This is a genomic window from Umezawaea sp. Da 62-37 (genome assembly GCF_032460545.1).
Classification (GTDB): domain Bacteria; phylum Actinomycetota; class Actinomycetes; order Mycobacteriales; family Pseudonocardiaceae; genus Umezawaea.
Genome location: NZ_CP135965.1, coordinates 9,367,415 through 9,382,925, shown reverse-complemented (window position 1 = coordinate 9,382,925; position 15,511 = coordinate 9,367,415). Strand labels below are relative to the sequence as shown.

At 65.4% G+C, this 15,511-nt stretch carries 11 protein-coding genes and 1 pseudogene; 1 reads left to right on the top strand and 11 read right to left on the bottom strand.

Going from position 1 to position 15,511, the window contains the following annotated elements:
• Window positions 1-273 precede the first annotated feature (273 nt).
• From RM788_RS53165 to RM788_RS42375, 9 genes and pseudogenes are all read right to left on the bottom strand, one after another.
• Window positions 274-402, bottom strand: a complete 129-nt coding sequence (locus tag RM788_RS53165) for a hypothetical protein (protein ID WP_399345379.1) — start codon at window positions 400-402, stop codon at window positions 274-276.
• The gene (locus RM788_RS53160; RefSeq protein ID WP_399341787.1) at window positions 399-689 is read right to left on the bottom strand and encodes a hypothetical protein; all 291 of its coding nucleotides are present in this window, start codon (window positions 687-689) and stop codon (window positions 399-401) included. The genes RM788_RS53165 and RM788_RS53160 overlap by 4 nt, the downstream gene beginning before the upstream one ends.
• Window positions 690-759: 70 nt before the next feature.
• Window positions 760-1,068, bottom strand: a pseudogene (locus RM788_RS53155) (NAD-dependent DNA ligase LigA); the annotation flags it as partial.
• A 725-nt stretch (window positions 1,069-1,793) separates the two neighbouring features.
• A complete protein-coding gene (locus RM788_RS42400) occupies window positions 1,794-3,428 on the bottom strand; it encodes a pentapeptide repeat-containing protein (protein ID WP_315925934.1) in 1,635 nt (544 codons plus the stop codon).
• A gap of 179 nt (window positions 3,429-3,607) precedes the next feature.
• Window positions 3,608-3,811: a hypothetical protein gene (locus tag RM788_RS42395; protein WP_315925932.1), complete on the bottom strand. Its 204-nt coding sequence runs from the start codon at window positions 3,809-3,811 to the stop codon at window positions 3,608-3,610.
• On the bottom strand, window positions 3,808-7,239 hold the full coding sequence (locus RM788_RS42390) for an NACHT domain-containing protein (protein WP_315925930.1): 3,432 nt from the start codon (window positions 7,237-7,239) through the stop codon (window positions 3,808-3,810). Before RM788_RS42390 ends, RM788_RS42395 begins: the two co-directional genes overlap by 4 nt.
• Window positions 7,240-7,299: 60 nt before the next feature.
• Window positions 7,300-10,506, bottom strand: coding sequence for a hypothetical protein (locus tag RM788_RS42385; protein ID WP_315925928.1), 3,207 nt, complete (start codon window positions 10,504-10,506; stop codon window positions 7,300-7,302).
• Window positions 10,507-10,683: 177 nt separating this feature from the next.
• The gene (locus RM788_RS42380; RefSeq protein WP_315925927.1) at window positions 10,684-11,799 is read right to left on the bottom strand and encodes a GGDEF domain-containing protein; all 1,116 of its coding nucleotides are present in this window, start codon (window positions 11,797-11,799) and stop codon (window positions 10,684-10,686) included.
• A gap of 99 nt (window positions 11,800-11,898) precedes the next feature.
• Window positions 11,899-12,405 carry a vWA domain-containing protein gene (locus tag RM788_RS42375; RefSeq protein WP_315925925.1) on the bottom strand — a complete coding sequence of 169 codons (507 nt, stop codon included), beginning with the start codon at window positions 12,403-12,405 and terminating at the stop codon, window positions 11,899-11,901.
• A 162-nt stretch (window positions 12,406-12,567) separates the two neighbouring features.
• On the opposite strand from RM788_RS42375, the gene RM788_RS42370 reads away from it, so the two are divergent.
• Entirely contained in the window at window positions 12,568-13,983 is a 1,416-nt protein-coding gene (locus RM788_RS42370) for an NF041680 family putative transposase (protein ID WP_315925923.1), read from the top strand.
• 147 nt (window positions 13,984-14,130) lie between these two features.
• Here RM788_RS42370 and RM788_RS42365 read toward each other — a convergent pair whose 3' ends face one another.
• Together RM788_RS42365 and RM788_RS42360 are read right to left on the bottom strand one after the other, a co-directional pair.
• A complete protein-coding gene (locus RM788_RS42365; RefSeq protein ID WP_315925920.1) occupies window positions 14,131-15,249 on the bottom strand; it encodes an NsdA family TPR-like regulatory protein in 1,119 nt (372 codons plus the stop codon).
• A gap of 89 nt (window positions 15,250-15,338) precedes the next feature.
• The gene (locus RM788_RS42360; protein ID WP_315925918.1) at window positions 15,339-15,494 is read right to left on the bottom strand and encodes a hypothetical protein; all 156 of its coding nucleotides are present in this window, start codon (window positions 15,492-15,494) and stop codon (window positions 15,339-15,341) included.
• Window positions 15,495-15,511 lie beyond the last annotated feature (17 nt).

Genomic DNA, 15,511 nt, shown 5'->3' with positions numbered 1-15,511 from the left:
ACACGGAAACCTGCTCTCGATGTTGAGCATGCTTGAGAATAATGAATTTGTAGAGGTTCAGGAGAATCCTGATATATATTGGAATAAATGTTTTTTCTGCACAGACTGGGTCTCGCACGGCTGTACGGCTATATCAAGATCATGATGTGACGCCGAAGATGGTGAACGGCCGGCCATGTAGCGGGTCGAGGGCATCGAACAAGACCCGCCGGTTTCCGTGACCTGCAACACGAACTCGCCGCCGTGGTCCTGGATGTAGGTGAGCCGCTCGATCTACGCCCCGCCGATCGCGTCGATGTCGGCCGCCGCCCGCGGGGCCCAGTGGATCAACCTGCGCACCGTCTGCGCCGGGCAGGCGACGTTGGTGCAGAACAGCTCCCGGCTGTTGCCCTGCTCGGTCAACGGCTGCGAGCACGACGGGCACTCGCTGGGCGGCACGATCTCCCGCTCCACCCCGTGCGCTTCGCCGCGTCCAGCACCCCGGCCACGAACGGGATCACGTCGCCCGCGCGGCGCACCAGCACCGTGTCGCCGATCCGGACGCCGCACGCTCGGATGACCTCCTGGTTGGCCAGAGTCGCGCGGGTCACCGTCGTGCCTCCGACGAACACCGGCTCCAACCACGCCACCGGCGCGACCTTCCCGGTTTTGCCCACGTCCCAGACCATGTCCGTGAGCACGGTGGTCATTTCCTCGGCCGCGAACTTGAACGCCAGCGCCCCCGCGGGGAATTCGACCGCGTCCCGGCCGCAGCACCGCGCCGTCCAGATCGTAGTCCAAGTCGTTGGGCCGCAGTCCGATCGCGCTGATGACCTCCTGCGCCGTGTCTGCGGTGTCGCAGTGCCGCATGTCGGCCACGGCGAACCCGAGCGTAGTCAACGCGCTGTGCAGGTCGGCCTCGGCGGTGTCGGATTCGGTGCACAGGTCGAAGGCGGAGAACTGGAGGCGGCGTTCGGCGACCGTGGCCGGGTCCTTCGCCCGCAACGTCCCCGCGGCGGCGTTGCGGGGATTGATCAGCGGCTTGTCCGGGTGCGCGACGTTGTCGGCGGCGAACGTGCTGCGCAGCATCACCGCCTCGCCGTCCGCTGGCCCACGGCCGCAGCGCGCTGCGCGGCCTGGCCGGGATCACCTCGGCCCGCGCGGACGGCTACCTTCGGGATCTGGCCGACCGGTTCACGCCCTGGCGACCGAACCGGCGGTCGCCGACTTACTCCACCGCACCCATGATGCGAGGCCCGCGCCGAGAAACGGCCCCAGCACAGGAGATCCCGTGAACATCTGGGCAGCGGCTCCCCCCAGGTGTACACCCACTCCGCAGCAGGTTTTTCGCGCGTGTCGGCTTCCCGTTTCACCGCGGCGGTCGCTCCATCGAGGGCAGCCTGCCGCCAGCGAGTATGCCACTCGGTGCCGGGGGCCGCGCCCGAAGTGGTCGCGAACGCGTGCAGCCACGCCGTGCGCAGCCAGCTCAACTCCTCCACCGCGCTGGGTGCAGGGTCTAGCAGTCGCGTAGCTGCGCCCAGTTGACGAAGTACCGGTCGACCAAGACGTCAGCGACCCACTCCCCCAGTAGGGGTCCCGCCACCTACCCCGACACTTACCTCCGCGCGGTCGATGCCGTCGACTATGGCAACAAGTGACCTCGACCGCCGAGCAGCCAGACCCCCACACCGCCCCGTCGCATCGTGGGGCTCGGCCGACCGGACGACGGTCTCGGCCGAAGCAAGGTCCCATGGTTGTTCCCGCGATCAACTCGGTCACCGAGCCGTCAGCGCGCTGCTCCCGCAGTGTGCCGCTCAGCGTTTGACCCGTGCCCGCACGGCGAGCGCCGCGAGGGCCAGGAGCAGGGGCCCGAGGGCACGGCCGGTGTTCACCGTCCAGCGGCCGGTGGAGGTGAGTTGCAGGTCGGTGTCGCGCAGGACGATCGATCCGACGGCAATGCGCGTGGCTCGTTCGAGGCGGTCCGTGGTCCAGCGTTGGCCTGCCGGGGGCAGGGTCACCGGTGGGGAGCGGACCTCGATGGCGATGTCGCGTGGCACGCCACCGGGGTAGGCGGGCTCAAGGGTGCCGGTAATGCGTTGGGTCGCGCCGGTGGTGTCAGGCAGACCCAGCCCGATCAGCAGCACGGTGAGCACAGCGAGCAGTCCGACCAGCCACATCAACGCCCGTCCTGCCCGTTGCCCGTAGCCGGACAGGGCGCGGTACATGGTTAGGATCAGCCGTTCGGTCTTGCGGCTGCCGCGGCGGCGCGCTTCCATTTCGCCGAGGTAGAAGTCTGCCGCGCCGGGTTCGTCCTTGACGTCCTCGCGTGCCTTGCGCAGTGCACGGTACAGCCCTTTCACTTGGTCGTCGGTGACGCGCCCGCTCGTCTCGCTGCGAGTGTCGCGATCCTGGCCCAGCGCGTGGACGTACCCGACACGGGCGACCAATTCCTCCATGAGCATCTCGCGGCCGACCGGCCGGTTGCCGCGGGAACACCACCGCCATACCGTCCTCCAGACGGCTTGCCAACGCGTGCGCGCGGGTCCCTGACCGGGTAACAGACTGCGGCGAAGGGGCCGGGCAAACGGGGTGGTCCCGCCCATGTGGAGCTTGTCCAGGTTGATCGCACCCGCGAACAGGCACACGCCGAGGTCGATGTCGGTAATCGTCAACTCGGCCACGTCTGCGCCAGCGAGGGACATCAGCTGCGGCAACCGGGATGCCGCGGAGCCAGGTGTCGTCGGTGGGGTGGCGCCGGTGAGGGTGGAGGGTGCACCGAGTCGGACGCCAGCCAGGCTCAGCATCGACACGGAGGTCGTGCACTGCTGGAGTCGGACGGCGACGCCGTCGTCGAATCGCGCGTAATCGGCGACGCAACCGCCGGAGAGATACAGGGTGGCCCGCTGGCTGAACACCGCTTGCGTCAGGTCGAGGTTCGGGGTCGTGACCGACTCCAGGAACGTTCGGCCGGAGAACGTGGCACCGGTGAAGGCCAGCCCCGACTCGGCGGCCACGTCGTAGAAGTAGGCCTGCCCGGCGAAGGTCGCGTCGCTGAACACCGCCGTGCCGAACCTCGTCCGAAGGAACCAGGTGTCGTCGCCGAAGGTGGTTTGTTCAAAGGTGACGCTGGTGAAACTTGTGCGCTCGAAGTATGTGCGGCCGAGGAACTGCACATGAGTAAACACGACTTCGCTGTCGAAACGGGCGTCGGTGAAGTCGACGAAGTGGTCGTCCTGCGGACGGGAGTGGTCTCCGAACACCGCGGCGGTAAAGTCGGCATGGCCTGTGAAGACACAATTGCTGAAGTCGCAGCTGAATGCCGGGTTGCCTTTGCGGAGCCCCTTCAGGATCTGCAAGGTCTCCTGGGTCAACCCCGGATCAAACGTGGTACCGCGCAGGTCGACGATGACTTGGTCGGCGATGGGTGACGCGCGGATCGTGCGCGTCATGGTTCCGAGCGCGTCTTCGCGGGCCTTGCGATTGGGGAGATGACGCAGGCACCGGCCTGGTGTGTCACCTTGGGTTACTCGGATGGCTTTGCAGTCGACTGCTGCGCAGATGGGCCAGTTCGCAGGTCGCTGCGGGCGCAAGCCGTGAGCGTGTCGAACTGCAGATCGCCATGGAGCACTCATCGGTCTCCTTCCCCGGTTTCGTCGACCAGGTCGTCAAGACCGCGCAGCGCTGACGTCACGTTCTCGCATCGCCGCTGCGCGTTGGCGATCGCCGCGTCCTGGGCATCTCCATCGTCACGGTCGCCCGGCGGGTCGAGCAGCGCGTCCAGGGTGCGGTAGATCTGCGTAGCAGCCCGTCCTGCTTCGGAATCGCGGATCATCGATAGTTGCCGATGGTGTCGACCTTGAACCAGTTGTTGGTGCGAGCGACGGCGAGAAGTGACGATGATGACGTGGCCGGTGCCGATAGGGATCTTTGGCGGTGGCTTCGACGGCGCGGCTCGCGTGTTTTGACCAGGGCTGCGACAACCTCATTCACCGGTTCCGCGGTGGTGGTGAGAGGAGTGAGCCACCCATGAGTTCCGATACGTCGGGCGGCGTCTGCAACCCCGTGGCGTCGGAGCTCGGGGAGTCGGGTGAACACCGACTGCCATTGGGTGAACAGTGCGGAAATGACAGTGTTCGATGCGACGCACCAGAGGGCAAGGGCCCATTCGGCATGCCCCAAGGCGTCGTCGAGTGGTGATCTGGTGTCGGGGTCCTGGAGGGTGTCTAGGAGCTGGAGTTGGTCGCGCCACCACTGGGTGCTGGCGTAGTTGTTCCGCGTTTCGGCGAGCAAGGTCGTCGGATGAGCGCCGGGACCGAAGGCCGTCGGTTGGTTGGCACGATCGTCTGCTGGTGTGGTGTGGCGGGTGAAGGCGAGCTGGTGTGGTGAGGCGGCGCCGATGATGGCGGCAAGCGAGGCCAGCCAGCAGCGGCCGGCCTGGGCGAACAGCGCCGTGGCAGTGTTCGACCAGGGAAAGGTGCTGCCCTTCTCCCCTGGCCTGAAACGACGCAGTACGGCGATGCCGGCGAACGGCGACTTGACCTTGTGCAGGCGGGTGACTGCCACTTTACGGCGGCGCTGGGCGTCGACGTTGTCCCCGGTGAACCCGGTCTCCGAGGTGGTGAGCAAACTGTCGGTGCTGAACGTGACCGCGATCTGTGCGGGTAGCGAGCGTACCGACGTGACGTTCGGGCATCGGCCGTCGAGCACGGCTTGCAGGAGGTCGGCCTCGAAACGTCCGCCTGGTGCCGGAACGAGGCCGGTGTTGAGCACGCGCTGGGCGACCAGTGGGCGGGACAGATCGAGATCGTAGAGATCGAGGGCGGCACCGGCGGCGCCCTCGCAGTCGGCTACCATTCGCAGCCAGGCATCCTGACTTGGCTTGTCGGTGGCGGTGCGCACCTGCTCGCCCCACCATGTACTGAATTTGGCCTTCTGGTTGAGCAGGTCGCGAAGTACCCGGATCCGACGGGGATTCTCATGATTGGCGGGGTCCGTGGTGAGGTGCCCGGTCAGGCGGGTCCAAGTCGGGTCCGCTCCTTCCGCGGAGGGTAGCCGCGGAAGTTCCGGCAGCGAGACGATCTCCTTGCGGGACAAGGCATCGAGAAGGATCCCGTGGTTGCGGTCGTCGCACAGACTGGTCAGTACGTCGCGGACTTTGAGCGGTCGGCTGAGGAACGCACCGTCGGTCAGCAGTGTCCATGCCGCCACCACGAACGAGGCGGTGTTGTTGTCGAGGGCCTCGTCACGGATGCCGTCGGCCAGGACGTAGACGTCTCCGCCCTCGGCGTTGCCGCCGTAGAACCGTGCCGTGTTGAGCCAGTAGGGCCGACGCAACAATTCACGAAAGACCGTGTTCCTGTCGAAGCCTCTGCTGTCCTCTCCGGCATACCGGTACAGGAAGCGGGCTGCGAAGTACTCGCGAAGCGAGAGCACTTCGAACTCGAAGGTCCCTTCGTTCTTGCTCGTCAGAGTCCAGAGTCGGTCGCTGGTCGCCTCGAACAGCTCGTCCACGATCGTCTCGGACTTGCCGTAGGCGCGCTGGAAGTGCCGGATGGCGGCCTTCAGGTCGGCAACGGACATGCGGGCGTTCACTTCGGCTTCTTCGCTGTGTGCCTGGAGATACCAGCCGAGGAACGGCACGATCTCGCGTAGCTGCTTTTGATGTTTTCTGACCGACTGCGGATGCTTGTTGGCCTCTCGTGCGAGCAGCAGTTCCACGTAGGAGTCGTACAGTTCGGTACGCTGGGTGGGTGTTGCCTCCCCGTGCTTGTGGAGCAAGTCGAGCAGGATCGTCAATTGCATCGGGTTGCCTGCCAGCTCACCGATGTAGGGTTCTCTGCTTTTCGTCCTGAAGTTTATTCGTAGTGTTCGACCGTCGGTTCCGTTGATCCCGCGGACGGCGCACCATTTTTGCAGGTATTCGTTTCGCTGTCTGATATCGAGCGGGGTCAGCACGAGCACGTCGAACAGTGCCGACGATGGTTCCGGGAGTTCGTTGGCGCTCGGCCTGGTCGTCACCACGACACGCGGTGGCGCGGGATAGTTTTTGCCGCGTCGACAGAACTGGTCGATAGCATCGACGACTTTTTCGCGAACTTTCGGTCGCCCGACCTCGTCGAGGCCGTCGAGGACCACGATGCTCGGCACACGGTCGAAGATGTCCTGGACATCCTTGGGCTCGACAGGTATGCCGCCGCTGGCATGCGTCATCAGTTCGGCGAGGAAACATTCGACCGTTGATTGCGACGCTGGACGCTTGATGGACTTTTTTGCGGTGTCGGAATCTTTGTCCCACACATCGGCGCCTGAGAGCCATCGGGCGTAGTCGCTGAGGTCCAAACGCAGTGGGAACAGGGGAAGTTCGACGGTCGGCAGGTCTTCCGGTCGTTGCCGTGCGGGCATGAACGCCACGCGGTGTACCTGTGAGACGTACTGCGACAAGGTCGACTTGCCCTGTCCTGGCGCGCCGCGTACGAGTATGCAGCCGGGGCCTGGTTGCAGCAGGTGGGCAGCGGCACCTCCCAAGGGTTCGGGATGCGGGGTGTCACCACGTCGGTGGCCTGCCTTGTGAAGGCGTTCGGCGTTGACGTCGATGAACAGGTCCGCGACTTTCTCGCGGTCGATGTCCACCTGGCTGAATTTGACGCGTTCGTCGTCGTCCCACTGGGCAGCCGCGACCTTGCGTACCAGCGCCCGCAAGCCGTGATCTTTACGCGCTACGGTGTCCTCGCTGATGAGGTACCGGATCAGGTCCCAGCCCGCGAGCATGTCGGCGTACTGCCATTTGATCTCTGTCGAAGCATTGTCGACCATGGCGTCGATTGATTCGCGCCACAGGCAAGTCATCTGTTCGAGACCGTATTTTTTGGCGTGGGTGTCGAGTTTCGCGTTGAGGCGGTCGAACGTGCCTTGCCCCGGTCTTCCGGTACTGGGCACGTTCGTCACGATCGTGTACTGACGCACGCCCTCGGCGGCCAGGCGCGTGAGGTTCTCGGATTCGCCTGATATCACCGTGTCCAGCCAGCCGACCGGGTCCTTGTGTTTGCCGTCGACCGACCACTTCACCTGGTAGACGAGCCAACTAACGGGTGGGCCGCTCTCGGGCGCACCTCGCTGGAGTCCGTCTCGACCGCCGTCGGATTGACGTAGCGGCAGTGGCACGAAATTCTCGAAGTGGGAGGTCAGGAGAGCATTGACCAGTAGCTGGAAATCGTGGTCTCCGAGACGTTCGTACAAGTACTTGTGGCGGCTCTCGGGCAAATCAGCTCCTTCGGTGGACACTCATTATCGCACCGACCTTCCGAGGCCGGGATGCGGCGTTCACTGATGATCGTGTGGGCCGATCGCGTCGGCTTGGTGGTAGCCGAGGTCGACAAGACGGGTCCGGAGCCGTCGAAAGGTATCGTCGATAGTGCGGTCTGCGGATGCTCTGAGTACGTCGAGCGCTTTCTGAGCGGCATAGTCACGCTCCCAGGGTTGCCCCCTATCCACCATCCTGAGCAGAAGCAGCCGGACAGTGGGACTTGGTTCGCAATGCGCCGCGCGGTCGGCGACCCGCATGACGTTGTCGATCAGTCCGTCGGTGATGTCCAGTGTGCGGGCCGTGAGTCGTGCCCACTGCTCGTCGTCGAGGTTGGCCGCGAAAGCCCACCCGCCGTAGCCCAGCAGTGTGGCCGCGGGTACGACATCCCTGTCGGCCTCCAGCATCCGTATCCAGACGGCGACAGCTGTAGCCAGGACTTGGGCATCGGGCTTGGCGAATCGGACCAACCAGGTGACGCGCTTGCTCGCTTCGGCGAGTACGGCGGAGTCGACTTCGAGTAGCCGCAGGATCTGGTCGACGTCGTATCCCGGTTCCTGGTGCAGGACTGCCATCACGAGCTGGTGGAGCGCACCGTCGACGCCTCGCACTGCGGCCGCGATGAGTTCGTTCTTGAACTGCTGATACAGCCAGCGTGTGGGGTGGCCCCGCTTCACCGTGAGGTCGAAGGTGGCTCGGCCGAGGTCTCCCTCTCGCAGCAGTGATCCGGCATGCGCGTCCAACCAGATCGGAGCAAGGTGTTCCAGCAATGCTCTGTGTCGAGCGAGGATCGCCCGACACTCAAGGCCGATCGCGCCAGGGATACCGATGACGGTGTCGAGTATCTGCTCGAACTCCGCGCGGACCCGTCCCTGATGCCGTGACTCCCAGGCCGCCAAGGCCAGCACGGTCTGCAGCCCCCACCCCCATGGACGGTTGATCGCACTGACGAATGTGTCTTCCGGTGTGAAGGTCAGGTCAGGACTGCTTGTTGGCGTGTTTATGAGGGGAGCAAGCGCCCATTCCCAGAGGTCATCCAGGCTTGCGGAGATATCCGCGTCGCTGGCGGCCAAGGCTCTGACGAGAGCGAATGCCGCGTTGTGCAGAACGGCCGCGTCCGGGTCGTCGTCGATGTCGGCGGTGCCCGATGTCTCGACTGTGGAAACGAGGCCACGGATGTGGGCTATGGCCCTGATCAGCGCCGGAGCGTGGGCGGTGACAGTTCCTGCCTGCTCGGTGACCGCGCGCAGATACGGCGTGACATAGCAGGGTTTTCGCAAGGTGAGGACGATTGCGGTGGCGTCTGTGCTCCACGGTTCGGGAGAACGTCCGACGGTCTCTTCCAGAACATCGGCCAGCGCCTCCGCCGTGTACCGGTGTTGGTCGCCGGCAGCGTCGGAATGCCAGGACGCGACAAGGTCAGCTGCCTCGAGAACGGGAAGCCCGGCCAGGTCGTCGACGCTGTAGGGCGATTCGTCGTGGACGATCTGCCACGGGTCGGTCCGGTCGCCGATCAGCGCCTGCCGATCCGGGCGGCCCCAGCCTGCCGAGACCTGATCGATGACCTCGTGCCACTCGGTCAACGCCTGGGTGGGGAGCACTGCGGCCCACCGCCACGCTCGCCGCCAGTCTTGCGGGATCTGGTCCGCACCATCGCGGGGTCCGGAAGAGCCCAGCGCGGTGGCCCAAGCGACGAGATGCTCACCATCCGAGTCACGCTTCACGATGTCCGACACCAGCGCGGCATCGTCACCGGTCGCGGTTGATGATGCCAGTCGTCGAGTGATGAGCCCGATCTTGTCCACCACATCGACATCATCGGCGCCGGCGAGTGCCTGGCACCGGATGCGGTCACCGAGCGCTCCTGGGAACTCGCCCAACCATTCCAGTCGCGTCGAGGTGGCGATCCCCAGAGAGCGTGCCGTGGACAGCATGCGAACCAGATGGTGTGCCAGCAGCAGTAGCGGTTCGGGACGCTCGCCCACGTCCATAGTCAGTGCCTCGATGCCAAGGACGGTCCAGCTCGCTTCCGGCTGCTCTGCCATGCGCCGAGCCTTCGCCGCGAGCATCCGTGTTCGCTCGGCGATGTTGTCATCGTTGAGCCCTGCTTGAAGATGGTCGAGCAGTTCGGTGGCGTAGTAGGTGTCGCCGTCGCCGAACTTGCGGAGGTCGTTCAAGACGGCGTCGGCGATACGGCTCACCATCGGATCGGCCGGATGGGCTTTCCGCGCGACCGCGACGCCCAGTGCGCGTACCGCTAGCTCAGTGGGATGAGATCTGACGACCTCGACGACCAGGGCATGTCCCGCCGGGCCGAGGTGGTATGCCACCCGCAACAACTCATACCGGGCCACCAGGCGCCGAGCTACTGGCAGGTCCTTGACGTCGGCGAGCAACCGCTCCAGCAACGCTGCCACCTGGTCAGGGTGAGTGCGTCCCAAGCCGGTCAACAGCCCGGCCACCGGCCATGCCGAATCCGGGAACGGCAGACCCACCAGTCCGGCTGCACGAAGAGGTTCGAGCCAGGCTGGGTCAGCGATCTCGCCAAGGAACAGGCGAAGGTGGTGATCGTTGGCGACCAACTTTTCCAGCTGCACCAACTGCGTCCTCTGCCATGGCTGAGCAGCCAAAGCACGGATTTTGCGGGTCACTTCGTCAGGTGGGAGGAACAACCAGGTGAACCACCCGAGTGTTCGGGATAACAGAGAGGCCACCTCGGACAAACCGGCCTGCGTGTGTACGGCGGTGTTCGCCTGCGCCCGCAGTTCGGCGTACTCCTCGATGGGATCGCGTCGAGTCGTCGGCGCCACGCCCGCTCGCTTGTACAGGTAGGTCAACAATTGACGCGCTCGCCGAGACGCGTGCGCCGTGTCCGCTTCGACTTGGCCCAGCACCTCGTCCAACATGGCCCGTGCTGCGTTGATGTCCACATCGTCTTGTGCGGTTTCCAGGCGGTAACGCTTCCAGGCCTTCATCACCACACCGAGTCCGCCCTCCGCGGTGGCCTGATCGACCGTCACGGTGTCGAGGGCCTCGCGGATGTTGTAGGCGGCACTCTCGGCGAGCCGGAGCCCTCGATCGCCGTCGCGCGTCTGATTGATCATCACTCTCGCTGTTCGCAGACAGCGAGCGATCCGATCGGCTCCTGGCCCGAACTCGGACCGTAGGCGCTCCACCACCATGATGGGGAGATCGGAGCCGACCTCATCTTCGGGCTGATCAGTCACGGTGCCATTATGCGCCAGCCCTGTCCGAGTGTTGCTGTCGACACACGTGAAGCTTGGTGCTCAACGGTAAATGAGTGCGTGATCGAACTGACAGATTCAGACGGGCCGAATGCGTCGGTAAGATCTGCTGACTGTGTGTCAGACAAGGACCAGCCACGGCCGGAGCGGGCGCGGCCATCAACGATCACGGCTCGTGTGGCGCGCTTTTACCCAGGGGCCGACGACTCGGTTTCGACCGGCAGCTTTAGCCTGGTAGAGGGCCGCATCTGCGGATGCGAGAAGGCTATCCAAGGTCGCGTCCGGGGTGTCGGCGACCGCTATACCGATCGATGCTGTGCGGTTACTCAGTACCACTGGCTCGCCGCCAGCCGACCGGGTGAAAACCAGATCGATTTGCTGGATCCGTTCGGCGATGGCGCGTGCGTTGTCGCTGTCGTGAAGTAGGACTACGAATTCCTCGCCGCCGAATCTGCCGACGATGTCGTCAGGCCGCACACTTCCTGGCAGTTGGTCGGCTACTTCTCGCAGCAGCATATCTCCGACGAGGTGGTGGTAGGTATCGTTGACCTGTTCGAAGTGATCGAGGTCGACGATCAGCAAGCCGGGGGTTCGGTTTTGGGCTGGAGCGTCGTAGAGGGATTGGGTGGCCAGTTCGGTCCATCTGGCTTTGGTGGCGAGTCCGGTTCCGCCGTCGTGTCGTCCGGTCTCGCGGTCTGTGACGAGTTCGTGGATCTTGATCGCAAGGAAGGTCATGGTGAGGGTTGCCGGCATTGAGGCGTCTGCTGCTGTCAGCAGGGTGGCGAGCGCGATGGCCGTGGCGAGGTCGGTGAGGTGTTCGTTCGATCCGAAGAGGTGGACTCTGGTCAGCCGGTCTGCAGGTGGTGCGGCCAGCCGCTTCAGGAAGGCAACGACGACGATCTGTTGTGTCACATACCCGATACCGGCGATGACGATGATCAGCATGTGGGCTTCTGCCTGCCACGTTTCGTTTGCAGGTTGGTGTCGCAGCATCCAGGCGGCCAGGCGGTGGGCTGTCGCGGCGGCGGCGATGATGGAGGCCGTGGTCTTGATGAAGCGAAAGGGTGGCTGTCTGGCGATGACGTAGCGCGCCCAGCGGACGGTGATGATCAGGGTGGTGGCCAGCCATAGGGGCAGCAGGACCGCGGCGGGAAAGAAGAAGATCGAGGTGAGGTCGCCGTGAGGGCGGGTCGAGCCGGTGCGGGCTTGGCGGCGTTCTTCCTGGTTGCGGGTGAGCCGTTGGTAGCCGTGCGCGGCGATCAGCAGTAGGGCCATCGCGATGGCGTAGCGCGGTTGCAACACTCGCTCTGACGATGCTGGCAGAGGGTTCTGACGCTCCGTTTGAAGGAGCAGATCTGGATGCGGACCGTCTGGTCAGTCCCCCGTGTGAAGTGTGAGGCGCGCACGGAGTGCGTGGCGAATGTGCCCAGCGCCGGTGAACGAGTGGACGAAGGTGTCGATACCGTCCACCGCAAACTGCTCGAACGTGTCAAGATCACGATTGCTCAGGCGACCGTCAGTCACTAAGTGGACATCCCAGCGGTAGGACTCCAGATTAGGCCGAGTGATGTGTCGCTGCCACCGGGCGACCGCAGCCGCGAGGGGTCGAGATCCTTTCACGGGTGTCAGCGAAACACCCGTTTCGGCGATGGCGGACGGGGAAAGTTCGGTCACCGGTACGAGTCGTGACACTTCGCCGCCGAAGGTCGCGAGCAGTAGGAAGTCGGTACCACGCAGTGAGTCGAGCCAGTCGCCCGTGTCGCCGCGGTGGAGCACCTCGGCCATCGAGTGCAAGGTGGTGAGGGCGGCATCCACGGGCATACTTCCGCTGACGTCCACCGCAACTATCGCGATGCGCACGGGAACGAGGTCGTTCCACATAGCGCGCAACCACTCCGAGGTCTGCGCGTGCGAATCGGAATCGGGCACTAAGCTTGAGTTTTAAGGTCTCGGAGCCCGATGGGACACCCGGTTGATCATGGATGAAGCCCTTGGTTGATCATTCTTCTTGCGACAGAAGGAAGATCACAACCAAGGGCTTCGATGATCAGTATGCACCACCCCGGCACGGCCGCCGCGCTGAGGGACCTCTCCCAGTTCCGCCACGCCTTCCACCAGTGCCTGACCGCGCGAGCGGACGCGTTGTTCGAACTGACCGACAGTGCACTGTGCGCTGACGGGCCGGTCACATCGCTGGTCGAACTGTCGCTGGCCACCGAGCACCGTCGTGGCCACGGCAGCCTGTACGACGGTCTGAACCAGGGCCGGATCGACATCGGTCGATTCCGTAATGTCATAGCCCGCCAACAGATTCCGCGTGGTCACGATGGTCGGATCATGCTGGGGATCGACGTCAGCCACTGGCTACGTCCCGATGCGAACACCAGCCCCGACAGGCTGTTCTGCCACACCTACGCACGCGGCAAAGGCCAAGCCCAGATGATCCCCGGCTGGCCCTACTCCTTCGTGGCCGCCCTGGAACCCGGCCGCACCTCCTGGACGGCGATGCTCGACGTCCTCCGGGTACGCCCGAGCGATGACCACACGGACCTGGCCGCCACCCAACTGCGCACCGTGGTGGACGCGCTGATCACCGCCGGACACTGGCGCGAGGGCGATCCCGAGATCTGGATCATCGGCGACAGCGGCTACGACGGCCCCCGCCTGGCGTTCCTGCTGGCCGATCTCCCGGTCCACGTGCTGGTACGGATGCGCTCGGATCGGGTGCTGGCTTTCCCCGTACCACCACGGCGACCCGGCACCCGTGGCCGCAGTGCCCGGCACGGAACCCGGTTCGCGTTCGCCGATCCGGCGACCTGGTCGACCCCCACGCACACCACGACGACCGACACCGCCCGCTACGGAGCCGCGCACGCCCGCTCGTGGGATCGGTTGCATCCCACGCTGACCCGCACCGGCGCCTGGACAGGCCACCATGGCCCGCTCCCGATCATCGAGGGCACCGTGATCCGACTCCAAGTCGAGCGGCTGCCCGGAACGGGAACACCGAAACCGTTGTGGCTGTGGCATTCCGCCACCGCGACCACCGCCGCACAGGTGGACCGCCTGTGGCAGGCGTTCCTGCGTCGGTTCGATCTGGAGCACACTTTTCGGTTCTTCAAGCAAACCCTGGGCTGGACCACGCCCCGTATCCGGACTCCCGAGGCGGCGGATCGATGGACCTGGCTGGTGATCGTTGCCTACACCCAACTTCGGCTGGCTCGTCCTCTCGTGGAGGACCTACGGCGTCCCTGGGAGCGGAAGGCGGTCACACCTGACAGGTTGTCCCCGGCCAGGGTCCGACGGGGATTTCGTCGAGTTCGACCGGCGGCAGCCTTGCCCGCCGGCGCGCCGAAATTCTCCCGACCCGGTCCTGGGCGTCCAGCAGGATCACGAAACGCCCGCCGAGCCCCACTCCATGCCCCCGGCAAGACCCCAAAAACGGACATCAATGGTTAAACAAAAAGCTAAGTCCCGCCAACGTTCCCGGACACCGACCCGGTCGTGGTCCTCGACGTCTCCCGCTCTTACGGGCTGGAGGGCTGAACCCGGTACACCGAAAGATCAGGAGCGGTTGGCCTGTGCGGACCGGCCGATCCGGTGTCGTCAGGCGGCCGGGACGGTCCCGGCGACGGCCATGCCGCTGGTCCGTTCCCGCAATGCGAGCACGTCGGGGTGTCGCTGGAATGGGCCTGCAGCGTCGGTGAGGGTGAGGATCCGGGAGCGGATGAGGGTCGAGTCGAGTCCGGCGGCGGCGTGGAGCGCTTGGTGGGCCACCGAGCAGGCCTGTTCTGGCTGCCGTTCGTTCAGCAGGGCCGCGACGTGGCCGACGCGGTCCATGGCCTGGCAGCGGTCGTATCCGGGGTCGCGCAGCAGCACGGCGTCGGCGAACGCGGTGCTGGCGGGTCCGATGTCCTTGTCGTGGAGTTCGCGCAGGTCGCGGCGGCTTACCGCAGTGGCCCCGGCCAGTTCGGCAGCGGTGAAATAGGAGATCCAGTCGGCCGCCGGTTCGCGGTGTTGTTCGGCGGCGGCCAGCAGATCACCAGCGCACGCCAGGAAATACTGCGCACTGCGCGCGTCGCCGGAGGCGGCAAGCATCCGGCCGCGCTGGGCGGTGAGCATCGCCTGCAGCCGGTGGTCGGGGTCGGCTTGACGGGCGACACGGTCGACGACGTCAAGCAGTTCCAGCGCGTCGGCGGGATGTCCCAAGAAGACCCGTTGGTGGGCCATGCGAGAGATCAACTCCGCGCCGCGTCCGGGCTGTCCGGCGCGACGTGAGGCCATGACGCCGAAAGCCCAGTAGCGTTGCGCGGCGGCGAATCTGGCGGTGTCGTGGGACATCCATCCCGCCAGACCCGCCAGATCGGCGACCAGCGCGAACAGCCGCGCGGTCAATGGTGTGACCGGTCGGTCGGCCAAGCCGTGGGAGACGGTACGTAGTTGCGCCACGACGGCGTCGCGGAACAGGGCGCCGCCGTGAGCGTCGTCGGCGGCCCGCCAGTGCCCGACCATGGCCTCCAACCTGTCCAGGGCGTCGGACTCGAGCCAGTCAATACCTCCTGCCGCTCCGGGGGTGGTGCCGATGACGGGCTCGGGCGCGTCGAGGGTGTTGTTCCAGAAGCGGCCCACCATCGCGGCCAGGGAACCGCCGGCGACGCCGTACAGGAGATCGCGGCGGTTAAGCATCAGATCGCTCCCGGTGACGGCCTGCAGGGACTCCACCATCGTGGCCGGGTTCCAGCCCGGCGCAAGAGGGCCTCCGGTCAGCTTCGCCAGTTCGAGGTCGCCGGGGTATCCAGCGGCATGCCCAGGTGCTAGCGGAGGACTACGGCCGGTATGCGGTCGACTTGGGGACGAGATCGTTCGCCGCGGATCCACCGGCCGATCCGCGCGGTGTGCACCTCGATGCCGCGGTGCCCCAGGTCGATCGCCTGGGTGTTGCCCCGGCGGGCGGACTCGCCCTGGGGCATCCGGCCAGTCGCAACAG